The sequence below is a fragment of the Streptomyces dysideae genome (assembly GCF_001514305.1).
Classification (GTDB): Bacteria; Actinomycetota; Actinomycetes; order Streptomycetales; family Streptomycetaceae; genus Streptomyces; species Streptomyces dysideae.
Genome location: NZ_KQ949076.1, coordinates 70,390 through 86,968 on the forward strand (window position 1 = coordinate 70,390; position 16,579 = coordinate 86,968).

A 16,579-nucleotide genomic window follows, 5' to 3' on the forward strand; every position below is an offset into this window, starting at 1 on the left:
CCCGCTAGTTCCCCCCCCCCCCCCCCGCAAGCGGGGCGCCGCACACGTGGATCTGAACGCGTCCGCCGAGGCCGAGCCGCTGTACGCGTCGCTGGGCTTCGTGCGCAAGCCGGACCCCTCGATGCGGCTGACGTTCCGAGCGGCCAGGGCCCGTCCGGCGGAGCAGGTCGCAGGGAATCAGCGGCGCCTATCAGGGCAGGTGAGCGGGGTCTGGTGCGTGCTCCGCCGGACAGGCCCTAGGCTCGACTGCATGTCGCTGAAGAGCCTCGCGTTGATCGAAAACTGGCCGGTTCCCACCGCGGCGGCGGGTGTCGTACGTGCCGACGGCACGGTGGTCGGCGTGCACGGGCCGGTCGGGCAGCGGTTCCCGCTGGCGTCGGTCACCAAGCCGCTGGCCGCGTACGCGGTGCTCGTCGCGTACGAGGAGGGCGCCATCGAGCTCGACGAGCCGGCCGGGCCCGAGGGCGCGACCGTACGTCATCTGCTCGCGCACACCTCGGGGCTGGCCTTCGACGAGCACCGGGTGACGGCACCGCCCGGGGAGCGGCGGCTGTACTCCAACGCCGGGTTCGAGCAGCTCGGTGATCATGTGGCCAAGGCGACGGACATCCCGTTCGCCGAGTATCTGCGGCAGGCAGTGCTGGAGCCGCTGGGGATGACGTCCACCTCGCTGGAGGGATCGCCCGCGAAGGACGGGGTGTCCACGGTGGCGGACCTGCTGCGGTTCGCGGCGGAGGTGCAGGGGCCGCGGTTGCTGGATCCGCGTACGGTCGCCGAGGTGATGACGGTGCAGTATCCGGGGACGAAGGGGGTGCTGCCGGGGTACGGGCATCAGAACCCGAACGACTGGGGGCTCGGGTTCGAGATCCGTGACGGCAAGTCTCCGCACTGGACGGGGGGTTCGTCTTCGCCTCGTACGTTTGGGCACTTCGGGCAGTCCGGTACGTTTTTGTGGATCGACCCGGATGTCGGGGTCGGCTGTGTTGCGCTGACCGACCGGGCGTTCGGGCCTTGGGCGGTTGAGGTGTGGCCGTTGTTCACCGACTCGGTGCTGGCGGAGCTTCGGGGCTGACGTCTGTGTAGTCGTCCCCTTCTCGGCTACGTCAGCATCTCCCACATCAAGAGTTCCGCCGCCCCTCCACCCCCCACCGCCTCCACACCCTCCGCCCCCGTGATCCGCACCGCATCCCCCGCCGCCAACTCCTTTCCCCCCAGCCGCACTTCCCCCCGCGCCACGTGCACATACACATACGCCCCGTCCGGCACCGCCGTCCGCTCCCCCGCGCCCAGTCGCCGTACGTGGAGCATCGCGCCCGCCTCGGGTACCGCGTACGGCGTGGAGTCGGCGATGCCGTGGACGATCTCGTACGACGGGTCGCCGCCGGGCTCCAGAGGGGCCAGCCACATCTGGACGAAGACCAGGGGGGTGTCGGCGTCGTTGCGTTCCACGTGGCGTACGCCGGCCGCCGCGCTGAGGCGCTGGACGTCGCCGGGGCCGACCCGTGTCTCGTGGCCCGTGGAGTCGCGGTGGGTCAGCTCGCCCTCGACCACCCACGTCACGATCTCGGTATGGCTGTGGGGGTGCTCGTCGAAGCCGGCGCCGGGGGCGAGGCGTTCCTCGTTGCAGGCGATCAGCGCGCCGAAGCGGAGGTTGCCGGGGTCGTAGTGCGGGCCGAAGGAGAAGGCGTGGCGCGACTCGATGCCCGCCGTCGGATCCCCACCGATGTAGCGCTCAGCAGCGCGCCGTACGTCCATCACAACGTCCATCACACGCACCACGGTAGACCTCACCCGCCCCCTCCGGCGCGCACTCCCGTCCTGATAAGGCAGTCTTGTCCCCGTGCCCGAACCCGAAGCCCGCAAGTCCGCCGCGGCCGCGAACGCCGTCCACCCGCACACCGCGACCCTGAAGCGACTGGAGAAGTCCTCCGGAAGTCTCGCCGCGCAGGCCATCGCGCGCATGGACGAGACGCTGCCGTGGTACCGGGCCATGCCCCCGGAGAACCGTTCCTGGATCGGGCTGGTCGCCCAGGCCGGTATCGCCGCCTTCACCGAGTGGTTCCGGCATCCCGATGCTCCCCAGGCCATTTCCACCGACGTCTTCGGGACCGCTCCCCGCGAGCTGACCCGGGCCATCACGCTCCGGCAGACCGTCGAGATGGTACGGACCACCATCGAGGTCATGGAGTCCGCCATCGACGAGGTGGCCGCTCCCGGTGACGAGGGCATCCTGCGCGAGGCTTTGCTCGTCTACGCCCGTGAGATCGCCTTCGCCACCGCCCAGGTCTACGCCCAGGCCGCCGAGGCACGCGGTGCCTGGGACGCGCGGCTGGAGTCGCTCGTCGTGAACGCCGTGCTCAGCGGGGAGGCCGACGAGGGCGCTGTCAGCAGGGCCGCGGCCCTGGGGTGGAACTCTCCCGAGCATGTGTGTGTGCTGTTGGGGACCGCGCCCGACGGTGACAGTGAGCTGACCGTCGAGGCCATCCGGCGGGCCGCCCGGCATGCCAAGCTCCAGGTCCTCACGGGGGTGCTGGGGGACCGGCTCGTCGTCATCGCGGGCGGCAGCGACAATCCGCTCGCCGTGGCCAAGTCGCTCATCGGCCCCTATGCCGCCGGGCCCGTCGTCGCGGGGCCCGTGGTGCCCGATCTGCTCGCCGCGACCCGGTCCGCACAGGCCGCCGCCGCCGGCCTGAAGGCGTGTTCTGCCTGGCAGGACGCCCCGCGGCCGGTCCTCGCGGACGATCTGCTCCCGGAGCGTGCCATGGCCGGTGATCCCAGCGCCCGCGAGCAGCTGGTGGAGGAGATCTACAGACCGCTGGAGGAAGCCGGGTCGGCTCTGCTGGAGACGCTCTCCGTCTATCTCGAACAGGCGAGCAGTCTCGAAGGCGCCGCGCGAATGTTGTTCGTCCATCCCAACACCGTGCGCTACCGGCTCCGACGTGTGACTGACGTCACCGGTTGGTCGCCATCGGATGTACGTTCCGCGTTCACACTGCGCATCGCGCTCATCCTGGGGCGTCTGGCCGATGGGGATCTCCAGCTCTAGGCTTTTGTCGGGGGCCCACAAAACCCCCTGCTGTTCTTCGTCCCTGTCCCCACGGGCGGCCGTGGCCGTCCCCAAGAGAGAGTGTGAGAGTGCTCGTACTCGTCGCTCCCGGCCAAGGCGCCCAAACGCCCGGATTCCTGACCCCCTGGCTCGACCTGCCCGGTGCGGCCGACCGTGTCGCCGCCTGGTCGGACGTCATCGGACTGGACCTCGCCCACTACGGCACACAGGCCGACGCGGACGCCATCCGCGACACCGCCGTGGCCCAACCGCTGCTCGTCGCGGCCGGCCTCCTGTCCGCTGCGGCACTCGGTGACATTGTTCCCGGCGCCGTCGCCGGCCACAGCGTCGGCGAGATCACCGCCGCCGCCTTCGCGGGCGTCCTCGACGACACCGCCGCGCTCACCCTCGTCCGCAAGCGGGGCCTGGCCATGGCCGAGGCCGCCGCGATCACCGAGACCGGCATGTCCGCGCTGCTCGGCGGTGACCCCGAGGTGACCGTCCCGCACCTGGAGAAGCTCGGCCTGACCCCGGCGAACGTCAACGGCGCCGGCCAGATCGTGGCCGCGGGCACGATGGAGCAGCTCGCCGCGCTGGAGGCGGACAAGCCCGAGGGCGTCCGCCGGGTCGTGGCCCTCAAGGTCGCCGGCGCCTTCCACACGCACCACATGGCCCCCGCGGTCGACACGCTGGCGAAGGCCGCCGAGGCACTGACGCCCGCCGACCCGAAGGTCACGTACGTCTCCAACAAGGACGGCAGGACCGTCGGTAGCGGCGCCGAGGTGCTGGAGCGGCTGGTCGGCCAGGTCGCCAACCCGGTCCGCTGGGACCTGTGCATGGAGACCTTCCAGGAGCTCGGCGCCACCGCCCTCATCGAGGTGTGCCCCGGCGGCACGCTGACCGGCATCGCCAAGCGCGCGCTGCCCGGCGTGAAGACGCTGGCGCTGAAGACCCCCGACGACCTCGACGCGGCTCGCGAGCTCATCGCCGAGCACAGTGCCTGAGAAGGAGCCCGAGAGCATGTCGAAGATCAGGCCCAGCAAGGGCGCCCCGTACGCGCGCATCCTCGGTGTCGGTGGCTACCGCCCCACCCGGGTCGTGCCCAACGAGGTGATCCTCGAGACGATCGACTCGTCCGACGAGTGGATCCGCTCCCGCTCCGGCATCGAGACCCGGCACTGGGCGAACGACGAGGAGACCGTCGCCGCCATGTCGATCGAGGCGTCCGGCAAGGCGATCGCCGACGCCGGGATCTCCGTCGAGCAGATCGGCGGCGTGATCGTCTCGACCGTCTCGCACTTCAAGCAGACCCCCGCCGTCGCCACCGAGATCGCCGACAAGCTGGGCACCGACAAGGCGGCCGCCTTCGACATCTCGGCCGGCTGCGCGGGCTTCGGCTACGGCCTGACCCTCGCCAAAGGCATGATCGTCGAGGGCTCGGCGGAGTACGTCCTTGTCATCGGCGTCGAGCGGCTGTCCGACCTCACCGACCTCGAGGACCGGGCGACGGCCTTCCTGTTCGGTGACGGCGCCGGCGCGGTCGTGGTCGGCCCCGCCCAGGAACCGGGCATCGGCCCGACCGTCTGGGGCTCGGAGGGCGACAAGTCCGAGACCATCAAGCAGACCGTGCCGTGGACCGACTACCGCGACGGCGAGGTCGCCAAGTTCCCTGCGATCACGCAGGAGGGCCAGGCGGTGTTCCGCTGGGCCGTGTTCGAGATGGCGAAGGTCGCCAAGGAGGCCCTGGAGGCCGCCGGACTTTCACCGGACGATCTGGACGTCTTCATTCCGCACCAGGCCAACGAGCGGATCATCGACTCGATGGTGAAGACTCTCAAGCTGCCGGAGCACGTCACGGTCGCGCGTGACGTGCGCACCACCGGCAACACCTCGGCCGCCTCGATCCCGCTCGCTATGGAGCGGCTTCTGGCGACCGGCGAGGCGAAGAGCGGCGACACCGCGCTCGTCATCGGATTCGGGGCGGGTCTCGTGTACGCCGCGACGGTCGTTACCCTCCCCTAGGCACTCCGTGCCGGATCTTGTGGTCCGGTGCGGGAAGTACCACACCCGCCGCTCACGCGGTGGGCTGCCACACCCTCTGGACAATCAAGAAGGAGCGCCTGACATGGCCGCCACTCAGGAAGAGATCGTCGCCGGTCTCGCCGACATCGTGAACGAGATCGCCGGCATCCCGGTTGAGGACGTCCAGCTGGACAAGTCCTTCACCGACGACCTGGACGTCGACTCGCTGTCCATGGTCGAGGTCGTCGTCGCCGCCGAGGAGCGCTTCGACGTCAAGATCCCCGACGAGGACGTCAAGAACCTCAAGACCGTCGGCGACGCGACCGACTACATCCTCAAGCACCAGGGCTGAGCCACCGCTCAGACCCCGGCTGCCCAGCCCCGCCACCCGGCGGTGGCGCCGTTGTCCCCGCTTCGGCGGGGGTTGTCCTCCTCGTATCCGTTGGAGAAAGAATTCCCGTGAGCCCGACCAATCGCACCGTGGTCGTCACCGGTATCGGCGCAACCACACCGCTGGGTGGCGACGCAGCCTCTACCTGGGAGGGCATGGTCGCCGGCAAGTCCGGCGTCAAGCCCCTGGAACAGGAGTGGGCCGCCGACCAGGCGGTCCGTATCGCCGCGCCGGTCGCCGTGGAGCCCACCGAGGTCATCCCGCGGCCCCAGGCCCGCCGCCTGGACCGCTCGGCGCAGTTCGCGCTGGTCGCCGCCAAGGAGGCGTGGGCCGACGCCGGCTTCACCGCCAGGGCGGGTGAGGACAGCAGCGTCGACCCCGACCGTCTGGGTACGGTCATCGCCTCCGGCATCGGTGGCGTGACGACGCTGCTCGACCAGTACGACGTGCTGAAGGAGAAGGGCGTCCGCCGCGTCTCCCCGCACACCGTCCCCATGCTGATGCCCAACGGCCCCTCCGCCAACGTCGGCCTGCTCGTGGGCGCCCGTGCGGGCGTGCACACGCCGGTCTCCGCGTGCGCGTCGGGCGCCGAGGCCATCGGCTACGCCATCGAGATGATCCGCACCGGCCGCGCCGACATCGTCGTCGCGGGTGGCACGGAGGCGGCGATCCACCCGCTGCCCATCGCCGCGTTCGGCAACATGATGGCGATGTCCAAGAACAACGACGACCCGCAGGGCGCGTCCCGTCCCTACGACCTCGCCCGGGACGGCTTCGTGCTCGGCGAGGGCGCCGGTGTGATCGTCCTGGAGTCCGCCGAGCACGCGGCGAAGCGCGGTGCCCGGGTGTACGCCGAGGCGGTCGGGCAGGGCATCTCCGCCGACGGCCACGACATCGTGCAGCCGGAGCCGGAGGGGCGTGGCATTTCGCACGCCCTGCAGAATCTGCTGGACCGCAACGACCTCGACCCGGCGGAGATCGTGCACGTCAACGCGCACGCGACGTCTACGCCGGCCGGTGACGTGGCCGAGCTGAAGGCGCTGCGGAAGGTTTTCGGCGACGACGTCGACCACATGGCCGTCTCTGCCACCAAGTCGATGACCGGTCATCTGCTGGGTGGCGCCGGTGGGGTCGAGTCGGTGGCTACGGTGCTCGCGCTGTACCACCGGGTCGCTCCGCCGACCATCAATGTGGAGAACCTCGACCCCGAGGCCGAGGCGAACGCGGACATCGTGCGGGGTGAGGCTCGGAAGCTGCCTGTTGAGGGGCGGATTGCCGCGCTGAACGACTCGTTCGGGTTTGGTGGGCACAACGTGGTGCTTGCGTTCCGTACGGTCTGATTGCTCTTCTGAACGGTGTGTGGCCCGGGCTCCCTGCTGGAGTTCGGGCCACGTGTCGTTGTTTGTCCGCTGCGAGCCGGTGGGGGCTGGTCGCGCCCACGCGGCGGAGCCGCATATCGATACAGCCCCGCGCCCCAAGGGCGCTTCACACCACCTGGTGGAGCCAGCGGACGGGGGCTCCCTCTCCTGCGTACCTGAACGGCTCCAGTTCGTCGTCCCAGGGCTTGCCGAGGAGTTTGGAGAGTTCGGCCTCCAGGTCTGTCTCGCCGCGCTGGGAGCGGACCAGGGCTGCGCGGAGGCGGTCCTCGGGGATGAGGATGTCGCCGTGGATTCCGGTGACGGCGTGGAAGATGCCGAGGTCGGGGGTGCAGCTGTAGCGCTCGCCCTCGGCGGTGGGGCAGGGCTCTGCCGTCACCTCGAAGCGGAGGAGGTGCCAGCCGCGGAGTGCCGACGCCAGTTTGGACGCCGTGCCGACCTCGCCCTTCCAGGAGAACTCGGAGCGCCAGGTGCCGGGCGCGGCGGGCTGCCGGATCCAGTCGAGGCTGACGCGCGTGCCGAGCACCCCGGCGACGGCCCACTCGACGTGCGGGCACAGCGCGCGCGGCGCGGAGTGCACGTACAGAACTCCACGTGTCGTCACCGGGACCTCCGGGCAGAGCGGGGCATCTTGCGAACTGGCGGGCGGCAGTGGCAGCACAGCCACGTTGATGGCGAGGCTACCGTGCGGCGGCGCAAGGAGTGTGACGTACCGTCCGTCCCGGTGCCGCTGAACGCCCGCCATTCACCCGGCAGGACGCTTGTACGGGTGTGATCCGTTGCATCGTCTGGGGTCCGGGTGTGATCGGGAACCCTCGCGCGTTGTTATGGGGGGACGGGCTGCAGCCGAGTCCCGGTTCTGTACGACGACCGAGGGGATCACCACCCGATGCGGAAGCCAAGCCACCGCTCACGGGCCGTTCTCGCCGCCCTCGCGGCGACCGTCCTGGGCGTCACCGGCTGTGACGCCGTCGGTGGCAACTCCCCCGGCCCGACCGGGACGGGGGAGCAGAGCGCGAAGCCGTCGCCGAAGCCGACCCCGGTGTGGGACAGCAGCCCGGCGTCGGTCGCGGCCGTGGGGGACTCCATCACGCGTGGTTTCGACGCCTGCTCGGTGCTGTCCGACTGTCCGGAGGCATCGTGGGCGACGGGCAGCAGTGCGGAGGTGGACAGTCTCGCCGTACGGCTGCTGGGAAAGGCGGACGCGGCCGCGCGGAGCTGGAACTACGCCGTGACCGGGTCGCGGATGGCCGACCTGGCGGGGCAGATGGCGCAGGCGGTGACGCGCAAGCCGCAGCTGGTGGCGGTGATGGCGGGGGCCAATGACGCGTGCCGGGCGACGACCGACGCGATGACGTCGGTGGCGGACTTCCGGGCGCAGTTCGAGGACGCGATGGGCACGCTGCGCAAGGCGCTGCCCAAGTCGCAGGTGTACGTCGCGAGCGTGCCGAATCTGAAGCGGCTGTGGTCGGAGGGGCGGACCAATCCGCTGGGCAAGCAGGTGTGGAAGCTGGGCATCTGCCCGTCGATGCTGGGCGACGCGGACGCGGTGGACGCGGCGGCGACCCAGCGGCGGGACACCGTGCAACAGCGGGTGGAGGACTACAACGAGGTGCTGGCGGAGGTGTGTGCGAAGGACCGCCGGTGTCGTTTCGACGGGGGCGCGGTGTACGCGTACCGGTTCGGGGAGCAGCAGCTGAGCCAGTGGGACTGGTTCCATCCGAGTGTGAACGGACAGGCCCGGCTGGCGGAGATCGCCTATCGGACGGTCACACGCAAGGAGGCGTGACTTAGGGTTTCGCACATGAACGAACTCTTCGGCACACTTTCCGACGGCACCCCTGTCCACCGCTGGTCTCTGGAGCGTGCGGGCGTACGGGTACGGGTCCTGTCGTACGGCGGGATCGTGCAGTCGGTGGAGGTGCCGGACCGCGACGGGCGTACGGCGGACGTGGTGCTGGGGTTCCCGGACCTGGGTGGCTATCTCGCGTGTCCGGGGCCGTACTTCGGCGCTCTGATCGGGCGGTACGCCAACCGGATCGCAGGCGGCCGCTTCACGCTGGACGGCCGGACGTACTCGCTCGCGCGGAACAACGCGCCCAACTCGCTGCACGGCGGTGAGCGCGGCTTCGACAAGCGGGTGTGGGACATGGCGCCGGTCGAGGGCGGGGTGCGGCTGTCGCGGGTCAGCGCGGACGGCGAGGAGGGCTTTCCGGGGCGTCTTGAGGTCTCGGCGACGTACACGCTGATGGAGAGCGGTGCGCTGCGGATCGCGTACGAGGCCGTGACCGACGCGGCGACCGTGGTGAACCTGACCAATCACTCGTACTTCAACCTGGCCGGGTCCGGGAACGCGGGCGGGCATGAGCTGCGGCTCGCCGCCTCGCGGTTCACGCCGGTCGACGCGGATCTGATTCCGACGGGTGTGCTGGAGGACGTGACGGGCACGCGCTTCGACTTCCGGGAGGCGCGGAAGGTCGGCGCCGGGTACGACCACAACTTCGTGCTGGACAAGGGCGTGACGGCGGCCGCGGTCGAGGTCGGTGAGCTGTACGACCCCGCGTCGGGGCGGGCGCTGACGGTGACGACCACCGAGCCCGGCCTTCAGCTGTACACCGCCGACCATCTGAGCGGGCCCTACTCCCCCGGCGACGGCATCGCCCTGGAGACGCAGCACTTCCCGGACTCCCCGAACCGGCCGGAGTTCCCGGGCACGGTGCTGCGGCCGGGTGAGGTGTTCCGGTCGGAGACGGTGTACGGGTTCGGCACCCGGTAGGGGCGGGACGCGGGCGAGGGCCCTGGACGCGATGAGCCCCGGTCCAGGGGTCAGGTCCCGGACCGGGGCTGCTTGTGGGGAGGTTTGCTCCCGGGTCAGACGTTAATGGTCGTGGTGATCCGGCGGTCGGAGATCGAGCGGCCTGCCTGGATCTCGTACGAACCCTTCACAAACGACCACGAGTTGGTCTTCTCGTCCCAGATCTCGAAGGCGCGGCACGGGAGTTCGACGACGGCTTCGGCAATCTCGCCGGGTCCGGCCTCGACGCCCGCGAAGCCGGCCAGCCGGCGTGCCGGGCGCTCGGGGTCGGGGGCGGCCGGGGCGAGGTAGACCTGGACGGTCTCGCGGCCCGCGCGGGTGCCGGAGTTGCGGACGCGGACCTTGACGGTCGTGCCGTCGGTCTCGACGGAGTCGTAGGTCCAGTCGGTGTAGCCGAGGCCGTGCCCGAAGGGGTAGGCGGGCGTCCTGCCGTCCCGCTCCCAGGCGCGGTAGCCGATGAACACGTCCTCGGTGTACGGGAGTTCACCGTCTGCCGGGACGACCCGGGTGACCGGGGCGTCGGACAGGGAGCCCCAGGTGGTGGGCAGCCGGCCGCCGGGCTCCTCGGCGCCGGTGAGGACGTCGGCGAGGGCCGCGCCGCCCTCCTGGCCGGGGAACCAGCTGAGCAGGACGGCGGCGACGTCGTCGCGCCACGGCAGCTCCACCGGGGAGCCGGAGTTGACGACCACGACGGTGTTCGGGTTGGCGGCGGCGACGGCGCGGACCAGGTCGTCCTGGCGGCCGGGGAGGGTGAGGTGGGTGCGGTCGTAGCCCTCGGACTCGACGCGTTCGGTGGTGGCGACCATGACGACGGCGGTGTCGGCGTTCCGTGCCGCGGCCACGGCCTCGGCGATCAGGTCGTCGGGGTCGCGCCGCGGGTCCTGGTGGGCGGCGGCGAACATGACCGCCGGCATCGCGGTGTCATCGGGGACTTCGACGATGTGGGTGAGGGAGATGTCGACCGGTTCGCCTGCGGTGAGTTCGACCTGGGCGTGGGGCACGGGGGCGCCGAAGAAGGTGATGAAGGGGTCGTCGTCGGAGGCGCGCTGGATGTCGTCGTAGTGCGTGGTGCCGTCGACGGTGAGCCGGAAGGGGCCGAAGCCCTGGATGCCGAAGGTGTGCGGGCCGCTCTCGCGGGGGGTGAAGGTGCCGGTCAGCTCGACGGTGTGCAGCCGGTCGTGGGTGACGCCGTCGGGGAGGCCCGTCGTGCCCATCCACTTGATCTGGCCGCCGGGCGCGGAGTCGGAACCGAGGGCGTTCCCGTCGGCGTCCCGGCACACGGCGCGCAGCTCGAAGCCGTTGTCGAAGACGGAGAGTTCGGTGTTCGGGTCGGCGCCGACGGCGTAGGTGAGGGCGCCGTCGGGGAGGGCGGCGGTGAGGCCGTCGAGCGGGGAGACGATCCGGGCCGGGAAGACGGTGGCGGAGCCGCCGCCGAGGACGCGGGCGTCGCGGGCGGCGGCGCCGATGAGGGCGACCGTGCCGTTCGGCTTCAGGGGCAGGGCGTTGTTCTCGTTGCGGACCAGGACGAAGGAGCGGCGGGCGATCTCCCGGGCCAGTGCCGCGCCGTCGACAGTGTCCGGCAGCTCGGTGACGACCGGCTCGGCGCCCTCCAGGATGCCGACCCGGGCGGCGAGCCGCAGGACGTTGCGCACGGCCGCGTCGACCTTGTCCTCGGTGACCTTCCCGTCCCGTACCGCCCGGGCGAGGGCAGGCCCGTAGACCGTGCGCGGGCCCGGCATCGCGACGTCGAGGCCGCCCTCGATCGCGGCGACGGTGGAGCGGGCGGCCAGCCAGTCGGAGACGTTGAACCCGTCGAAGCGCCATTCGCCGCGCAGGACTTCGTTGACGAGGTAGTGGTGCTCGGTCATCGTCGTGCCGTTGACCGTGTTGTAGGCGGTCATGATGCCCCAGGGGCGGGCGTTCTCGACGATGGCCTCGAAGGGGGCCAGGTACAGCTCGCGCAGGGCGCGTTCGGAGACGACGTTGTTCACGGTGAAGCGGTCGGTCTCGGCGTCGTTGGCGACGAAGTGCTTGACGGTGGTGCCGACGCCGCCGGACTGCACGCCCTGGACATAGCCGGTGCCGATGACGCCGGTCAGGTACGGGTCCTCGCTGTACGCCTCGAAGTGCCGGCCGCCGAGCGGGGAGCGGTGCAGGTTGACGGTGGGAGCGAGGAGGACGTGGACGCCCTTGCGGCGGGACTCCTGGGCGAGCAGGGTGCCGGCGCAGCGGGCCAGCTCCGGGTCCCAGGTGGCAGCGAGGGCGGTGGGCGAGGGCAGCGCGACGGACGGGTCGTCGGCGGTCCAGCGGACGCCCCGGACGCCGATCGGGCCGTCGGACATGACGAGGGACCGCAGGCCGATCTGGGGCAGGGCGGGCAGGGTCCACATGTCCTGGCCGGAGAGCAGGGCGGCCTTGGCGTCGAGGTCGAGCCGGGCGAGGGCGGCCTCGACGGCTGTCTCACGCGCTTCGTCGGCCGGGGTGCGGGTTCCCGCCATCGCGGTGCCTCCTCGTTGAGTGCGGGCTGTGCCTCCCCATCCTGCATCCGTTACCTGTAGACCGGTAGGTTTTGTTATCCTGCCGTTATATTGCTTGTGCGACGATGCCGTACGGTGACGCAATGAACGCGAGGGTCAGGAGCGAGGAGCGCCGCGCCGAGATCGTCCGGGCCGCCCTGGAGGTGATCGCCGAGCGCGGTTACCGGGGCGCGAGCCTGGCGGCGGTCGCGGAGCGCGTCGGACTCACCCAGCAAGGGCTGCTGCACCACTTCCCGACCAAGGACGCGCTGCTCGTCGCCGTGCTACAGGAGCGGGACCAGTGGGACGCGCTGCCCACCACCCGGTGGCGGATGGACCTGCTCGCCTCGCTCGTCGAGTACAACGCGATGCGGCCCGCCATCATCCAGACCTTCTCGGCGCTGCTCGGCGAGAGCGTGACGGAGGGGCATCCGGCGCGCGCGTACTTCACCGAGCGGTACACGAGGGTGCGGGCGAGCATGGCGGAGGTCCTGCGCGCCCAGTACGGCGACCGCCTCCCGAACGGCCTCACCCCGGAACGCACCGCGCCCCTGCTGGTGGCGGTGATGGACGGCCTGCAGTACCAGTGGCTGCTGGACCCGGAGTCGGTGGACATGCCGGAGGCTTTCCGGGACTTCCTCAGGCTGCTGGGCGAGGACTGACCGCGGCCACCACCTCGACCTCGATCTGCGCCTCGGGGCGGAACAGCTTAGGCACCTCGAAGGTCATGCTGGTCGGCGGGGTGCCGGTGATGAACTCCTGGCGTACGGCGCCGTATTCGTGCAGGGCGCCGATGTCGGTGAGACAGGTGCGGATGTTGATGACGTCCGCGAGGGTCGCGCCGTGGGCTGCCAGCAGGGTGGCGATGGTCTCGAAGATGCCCCGGCTCTGCTCGGCGACCGTGGCGCCCTCCGCGATCTGGCCGGAGAGGAACAACAGGGCGCTGCCGTCGGGGTGTTCGACGCGGGCGACCTGGGAGTAGTAGGGGCTCAGGGGCTGGGGGGCGGAGGCCGGGTTGTCGAGGGTGATCTGCATGAGGGTGGGGCTCCTTCAGCGGGTGCGGATGTGGTGGGCGGCGCGGGCGAGGTCCGCGTGGGCGAGGGCGGGGTCGGCGGCGGCCTGCCGGTAGAGCTCCAACACGGCCTCCATGGCCGGTAGTTGAGCCGACTTCGTAGCCAGTCCTACGTCCTTCACCGCGAGCGCGGTGTCGAAGTGGACGCCCTCGGCGAAGGCGCGGGCGACAGCGCCGCCCAGCGGGCTGTTGGTGAGGGCGGTACGCGCGGTGTCGTCGTCGAGGCCGAGCGCGTCCGCGAGGCGTAGCGCTTCGGCGACGAGAGCGATGCCGCCGATGACGGCGGAGTTGACGACGAGTTTGAGTGCCGCGCCGGAGCCGAGCGGGCCGGTACGGGTGACCGTGCCCAGGTGGGCGAGTACCGCCTGTACGGCGTCCACGTCACCGCCCGCGAGGATGCCGAGCCGGCCGGTGGCCGCCTTGTCGGTGCTTCCCATGACCGGCGCGTCGACCAGCATGACACCCTCGCCCAGTTGGTCGGCGAGCCTCCGTACCGCCTCCGGCCCGACGGTGGACATCTCGATCCACCGGGTGCGGGGCGCAGGGCGGGCACGATCGCTGCGGCGACCGTGCCCAGGGCGGCCGGGTCAGCGAGCATCGTGATCACGACGTCGGCGTGGCGGACGGCCTCGGCCGGGGACGCGGCGAGCACGGCGCCCGCCTCTATCAGCGGGCCGAACTTCGCCGCCGTACGGTTCCACACCGTCAACCGATGACCGACAGTGAGGAGTTGGCGGGCCATGGGGCACCCATGTGACCGAGGCCCAGAAAAGCGATCTTCTCCATGCAGCCGACGGTAGGTCGACTCCTGCGATGCGACAAGCGAATGTCTAGCATGGCTGGCATGCCTGAATCGCATGGCTTTCCTGATCTCTCCACGGTGTGGCTGCGGGCGTTCCTGGAGGTCGCCCGGCATGGGTCGTTCACCGTGGCGGCGCGGACGCTCGGGTGGACGCAGTCCGCGGTGTCGCGGCAGATCTCCTCGCTGGAGGGGGCGTTGGGCGGTGGCCCGCTGTTCGACCGGTTGCCGCGCGGGGTGCGGCTGACGGAGGCGGGCCGGGTTCTCGTTCCGCACGCCGAGGCCGTCGGTGCGGCGCTGCTCGGGGCGGGGCGGGAGCTGGCGGTGTTGCGGGAGGCGGCCGGGGGGCGGCTGAGGTTCGGGGCGTTCGCCTCGGCCGACGCAGGGCTGGTGCCGCAAGCGCTCGCCGCGTTCCGGAGCCGGCATCCCGGTGTTCACGTCTCCCGCGAGGAGGGCTTCACGCCCGTCCTCCTTGAGCGGCTGACCGCCGGGCACCTCGACCTCGCGGTCGTCTCGACGACCGGCCGCGCGCCGCTGGAGGCGTACGCACTCCACCATCTCCTCGACGAGTCCCTGTACGTCGCCGTTCCCGCGGATCACCCCCTGGCGTTGAAGGGACGACCTGTGCGGCTCGGTCAACTCGCCGACGCCGACTGGATCTCCGGAAGCTCCCGCCCCGAGGGCACCCTGCTGGACGCGGCCCTGCGGCAGGGCTTCCGGCCGCGCGTCGCGCATGTCGTCGGCGAGTGGACCGCCAAGCAGGGCTACGTCGCCGCCGACCTCGGCGTGACCCTGGTCCCGGCACTGGCCGCCGCGTCGGTACGTCCCGACGTCGCCCTGCTGCCGGTGCTGGACGAGGGCGCCCCGGCGCGGGCGGTGTACGCGGCGACGATGCGGGGGCGGTCGCTGACGCCGGGCGGGGAGGCGTTCGTCGGGGCGTTGCGGGAGGCGGCGGGAAGGGTTGGAACAGCTGGCCCAAATACTGTGTTGTAGCGCGCTTGGGTGAGCAGGAGTGAGCGTGGATGGGTCCGGGCCGGTATGGAGTAGGGCTCGGCTGGCGGATTGCTTGCCCAGGGGTGGTGTGGTTCCCGGACTCCATGCGGCAGGGAACATGAGTTCCTTCGTCGAATGCGTAACCGTTGTGCGTGATGTTCGTTGGGTTCGGTGACGGGACCTACTGAGCAGGGGGTGAACGGGTGAGCCGGGTACGAGAGATGGCGGCGCCGTTCGTTGCGCTCGGCCCGTCGGGGGTCGCGATCCGTACCCGTCTCAAGCATCTGTCGCCTGGGGATGAGAAGGTGCTGCGCCTGGTCGGCGGGCATCTGGGCTCGCTGGCTTCCCGTGATCTGGCCGTGCGCTGCCGGGACGGGCTGGAGCACACGACGGACACGTGGGCGGCCCGTAAGCGGGAGCTGACCGCCGAATCGTCGTCCCGCTGGGCCGGGAGCATCACCAAGGCCACGCACGACCAGTGGGCGCTCGCCCGCCGCGGCCAGCTCGCCCACGTCCAGGGACTGGAGGCCGGGGTGCGCACCATCGCGCACCGGCTTTCCCTCCCCGTGGGGGAGAAGGGCACGAAGAGGGCGCCGGGCGGCTACCGCAGCAAGCAGGAGTGGTTCACCAAGACCCGCCGACTGCACCTGCTCAACGACCGGCTGGAGCAGGCGCAGGCCGACCGAGAGGCCGGCCGTGTGCACGTGGTGCGCGGCGGCAAGCGCCTCGCCCGCACCCGCCACAACCTGGACGCCGCCGGGCTGACCGAGACGCAGTGGCGGCAGAGGTGGGAGGCCGAGCGCTGGTTCCTCCAGGCTGATGGCGAGTCCGGCAAGCGGTACGGCAACGAGACCATCCGCGTCTCCCCGGACGGTGAGGTCAGCATCAGGCTGCCCGCCCCGCTCGCCGAGTACGCGAACGCGCCGCACGGCCGGTACGTCCTCGCGGGCCGGGTCGGCTTCCCCCACCGGGGCGCCGAGTGGGCCGACCGCGTCGCAGCCAACCGCGCGGTCGCCTACCGCATCCACTACGACGTCCTGCGTGACCGCTGGTATCTGACGGCTTCCTGGCAGATCCCGCCCGCCCAGACGATCCCGCTCACGGCAGCTTTGGCTCACGGCGTGATCGCAGTCGACACCAACACCGACCACTTGGCCGCCTGGCGCCTGGACACCTGCGGCAACCCCATCGGCAATCCACGCCGCTTCTCCTACGACCTCGCCGGAACGTCTGGCCACCGCGACGCCCAAGTGCGGCACGCCCTGACCCGCCTGCTCAACTGGGCCAAGTCGTGTGGCGTGAAGGCCATCGCGGTCGAGGACCTCGACTTCACCGCGGAGAAGACCCGCGAGAAACACGGCCGCAAGAAGCGGTTCCGGCAGCTGATCTCCGGCATGCCCACTGGCAGGCTGCGTGTCCGGCTGACCTCCATGGCCGACCAGACTGATATCGCTGTCATCGCCGTGGACCCGGCCTACACCAGCCGCTGGGGCGCCCAGCACTGGCAAAAGCCCCTCACCAGCACGACCAGGAAGACCACGCGCCATGA

The 16,579-nt window shown here is 71.0% G+C and carries 16 protein-coding genes and 1 pseudogene; 11 read left to right on the top strand and 6 right to left on the bottom strand.

The features are described from left to right. Positions 1–250 precede the first annotated feature (250 nt). Complete coding sequence (locus tag AQJ91_RS03665) at positions 251–1,072, top strand: serine hydrolase domain-containing protein (RefSeq protein ID WP_067016272.1); 822 nt, start codon at positions 251–253, stop codon at positions 1,070–1,072. A 26-nt stretch (positions 1,073–1,098) separates the two neighbouring features. Here the strand turns inward: AQJ91_RS03665 and AQJ91_RS03670 are convergent, their stop codons facing one another. Next, complete coding sequence (locus AQJ91_RS03670) at positions 1,099–1,767, bottom strand: pirin family protein (RefSeq protein WP_067016274.1); 669 nt, start codon at positions 1,765–1,767, stop codon at positions 1,099–1,101. A gap of 73 nt (positions 1,768–1,840) precedes the next feature. Between AQJ91_RS03670 and fasR the strand changes: the two genes are divergently transcribed. The 5 genes from fasR to AQJ91_RS03695 all read left to right on the top strand — a co-directional run bounded on the left by fasR (position 1,841) and on the right by AQJ91_RS03695 (position 6,799). Then, positions 1,841–3,046 (top strand): fatty acid biosynthesis transcriptional regulator FasR, encoded by a 1,206-nt coding sequence (gene fasR / locus AQJ91_RS03675; protein WP_067016276.1) that lies wholly within the window; start codon positions 1,841–1,843, stop codon positions 3,044–3,046. An 89-nt stretch (positions 3,047–3,135) separates the two neighbouring features. Next, positions 3,136–4,050, top strand: coding sequence for an ACP S-malonyltransferase (locus AQJ91_RS03680; RefSeq protein ID WP_067016278.1), 915 nt, complete (start codon positions 3,136–3,138; stop codon positions 4,048–4,050). 16 nt (positions 4,051–4,066) lie between these two features. Next, positions 4,067–5,068 (top strand): ketoacyl-ACP synthase III, encoded by a 1,002-nt coding sequence (locus AQJ91_RS03685; protein WP_067016280.1) that lies wholly within the window; start codon positions 4,067–4,069, stop codon positions 5,066–5,068. A gap of 103 nt (positions 5,069–5,171) precedes the next feature. Continuing rightward, positions 5,172–5,420: an acyl carrier protein gene (locus AQJ91_RS03690; protein ID WP_004001566.1), complete on the top strand. Its 249-nt coding sequence runs from the start codon at positions 5,172–5,174 to the stop codon at positions 5,418–5,420. Between the two features lie 107 nt (positions 5,421–5,527). Beyond that, positions 5,528–6,799, top strand: coding sequence for a beta-ketoacyl-[acyl-carrier-protein] synthase family protein (locus tag AQJ91_RS03695; protein ID WP_067016282.1), 1,272 nt, complete (start codon positions 5,528–5,530; stop codon positions 6,797–6,799). A gap of 145 nt (positions 6,800–6,944) precedes the next feature. On the opposite strand, the gene AQJ91_RS03700 is transcribed toward AQJ91_RS03695, so the two are convergent. Next, positions 6,945–7,439: a DUF3145 domain-containing protein gene (locus AQJ91_RS03700; RefSeq protein WP_067016284.1), complete on the bottom strand. Its 495-nt coding sequence runs from the start codon at positions 7,437–7,439 to the stop codon at positions 6,945–6,947. A 285-nt stretch (positions 7,440–7,724) separates the two neighbouring features. Between AQJ91_RS03700 and AQJ91_RS03705 the strand changes: the two genes are divergently transcribed. Further along, positions 7,725–8,624: an SGNH/GDSL hydrolase family protein gene (locus AQJ91_RS03705; protein WP_067016286.1), complete on the top strand. Its 900-nt coding sequence runs from the start codon at positions 7,725–7,727 to the stop codon at positions 8,622–8,624. Positions 8,625–8,639: 15 nt separating this feature from the next. Beyond that, a complete protein-coding gene (locus tag AQJ91_RS03710) occupies positions 8,640–9,611 on the top strand; it encodes an aldose epimerase family protein (protein ID WP_067016288.1) in 972 nt (323 codons plus the stop codon). Between the two features lie 95 nt (positions 9,612–9,706). Here AQJ91_RS03710 and AQJ91_RS03715 read toward each other — a convergent pair whose 3' ends face one another. Next, entirely contained in the window at positions 9,707–12,148 is a 2,442-nt protein-coding gene (locus AQJ91_RS03715) for a beta-glucosidase H (RefSeq protein ID WP_067016290.1), read from the bottom strand. Between the two features lie 104 nt (positions 12,149–12,252). On the opposite strand from AQJ91_RS03715, the gene AQJ91_RS03720 reads away from it, so the two are divergent. Further along, positions 12,253–12,828: a TetR/AcrR family transcriptional regulator gene (locus tag AQJ91_RS03720; RefSeq protein WP_067016292.1), complete on the top strand. Its 576-nt coding sequence runs from the start codon at positions 12,253–12,255 to the stop codon at positions 12,826–12,828. On the opposite strand, the gene AQJ91_RS03725 is transcribed toward AQJ91_RS03720, so the two are convergent. The 3 genes and pseudogenes from AQJ91_RS03725 to AQJ91_RS57695 form a co-directional block, all read right to left on the bottom strand. After that, a complete protein-coding gene (locus AQJ91_RS03725; RefSeq protein ID WP_067016294.1) occupies positions 12,806–13,201 on the bottom strand; it encodes a RidA family protein in 396 nt (131 codons plus the stop codon). The two genes, AQJ91_RS03720 and AQJ91_RS03725, sit on opposite strands and share 23 nt — an antisense overlap. A gap of 15 nt (positions 13,202–13,216) precedes the next feature. Further along, on the bottom strand, positions 13,217–13,756 hold the full coding sequence (locus tag AQJ91_RS03730) for an NAD-binding protein (protein ID WP_324617969.1): 540 nt from the start codon (positions 13,754–13,756) through the stop codon (positions 13,217–13,219). Positions 13,757–13,836: 80 nt separating this feature from the next. Further along, positions 13,837–14,154 (bottom strand): annotated as a pseudogene (locus AQJ91_RS57695) (NAD(P)-binding domain-containing protein); the annotation flags it as partial. Here AQJ91_RS57695 and AQJ91_RS03735 point away from each other — a divergent pair. After that, the gene (locus AQJ91_RS03735; protein WP_079084708.1) at positions 14,074–15,030 is read left to right on the top strand and encodes a LysR family transcriptional regulator; all 957 of its coding nucleotides are present in this window, start codon (positions 14,074–14,076) and stop codon (positions 15,028–15,030) included. The pseudogene AQJ91_RS57695 and the gene AQJ91_RS03735 sit on opposite strands and share 81 nt — an antisense overlap. 221 nt (positions 15,031–15,251) lie before the next feature. Further along, positions 15,252–16,579, top strand: a 1,328-nt coding sequence (locus AQJ91_RS03740; RefSeq protein WP_067016296.1) for an IS200/IS605 family element transposase accessory protein TnpB, incomplete at its 3' end; no start/stop codon positions are given.

Coding starts and splice junctions, on each gene's coding strand:
- AQJ91_RS03665 (WP_067016272.1), top strand. CDS start 251: ATGTCGCTGAAGAGCCTCGCGTTGATCGAAAACTGGCCGGTTCCCACC.
- AQJ91_RS03670 (WP_067016274.1), bottom strand. CDS start 1,767: ATGGACGTTGTGATGGACGTACGGCGCGCTGCTGAGCGCTACATCGGT.
- AQJ91_RS03685 (WP_067016280.1), top strand. CDS start 4,067: ATGTCGAAGATCAGGCCCAGCAAGGGCGCCCCGTACGCGCGCATCCTC.
- AQJ91_RS03690 (WP_004001566.1), top strand. CDS start 5,172: ATGGCCGCCACTCAGGAAGAGATCGTCGCCGGTCTCGCCGACATCGTG.
- AQJ91_RS03705 (WP_067016286.1), top strand. CDS start 7,725: ATGCGGAAGCCAAGCCACCGCTCACGGGCCGTTCTCGCCGCCCTCGCG.
- AQJ91_RS03710 (WP_067016288.1), top strand. CDS start 8,640: ATGAACGAACTCTTCGGCACACTTTCCGACGGCACCCCTGTCCACCGC.
- AQJ91_RS03715 (WP_067016290.1), bottom strand. CDS start 12,148: ATGGCGGGAACCCGCACCCCGGCCGACGAAGCGCGTGAGACAGCCGTC.
- AQJ91_RS03720 (WP_067016292.1), top strand. CDS start 12,253: ATGCCGTACGGTGACGCAATGAACGCGAGGGTCAGGAGCGAGGAGCGC.
- AQJ91_RS03725 (WP_067016294.1), bottom strand. CDS start 13,201: ATGCAGATCACCCTCGACAACCCGGCCTCCGCCCCCCAGCCCCTGAGC.
- AQJ91_RS03730 (WP_324617969.1), bottom strand. CDS start 13,756: ATGTCCACCGTCGGGCCGGAGGCGGTACGGAGGCTCGCCGACCAACTG.
- AQJ91_RS03735 (WP_079084708.1), top strand. CDS start 14,074: ATGGCTGGCATGCCTGAATCGCATGGCTTTCCTGATCTCTCCACGGTG.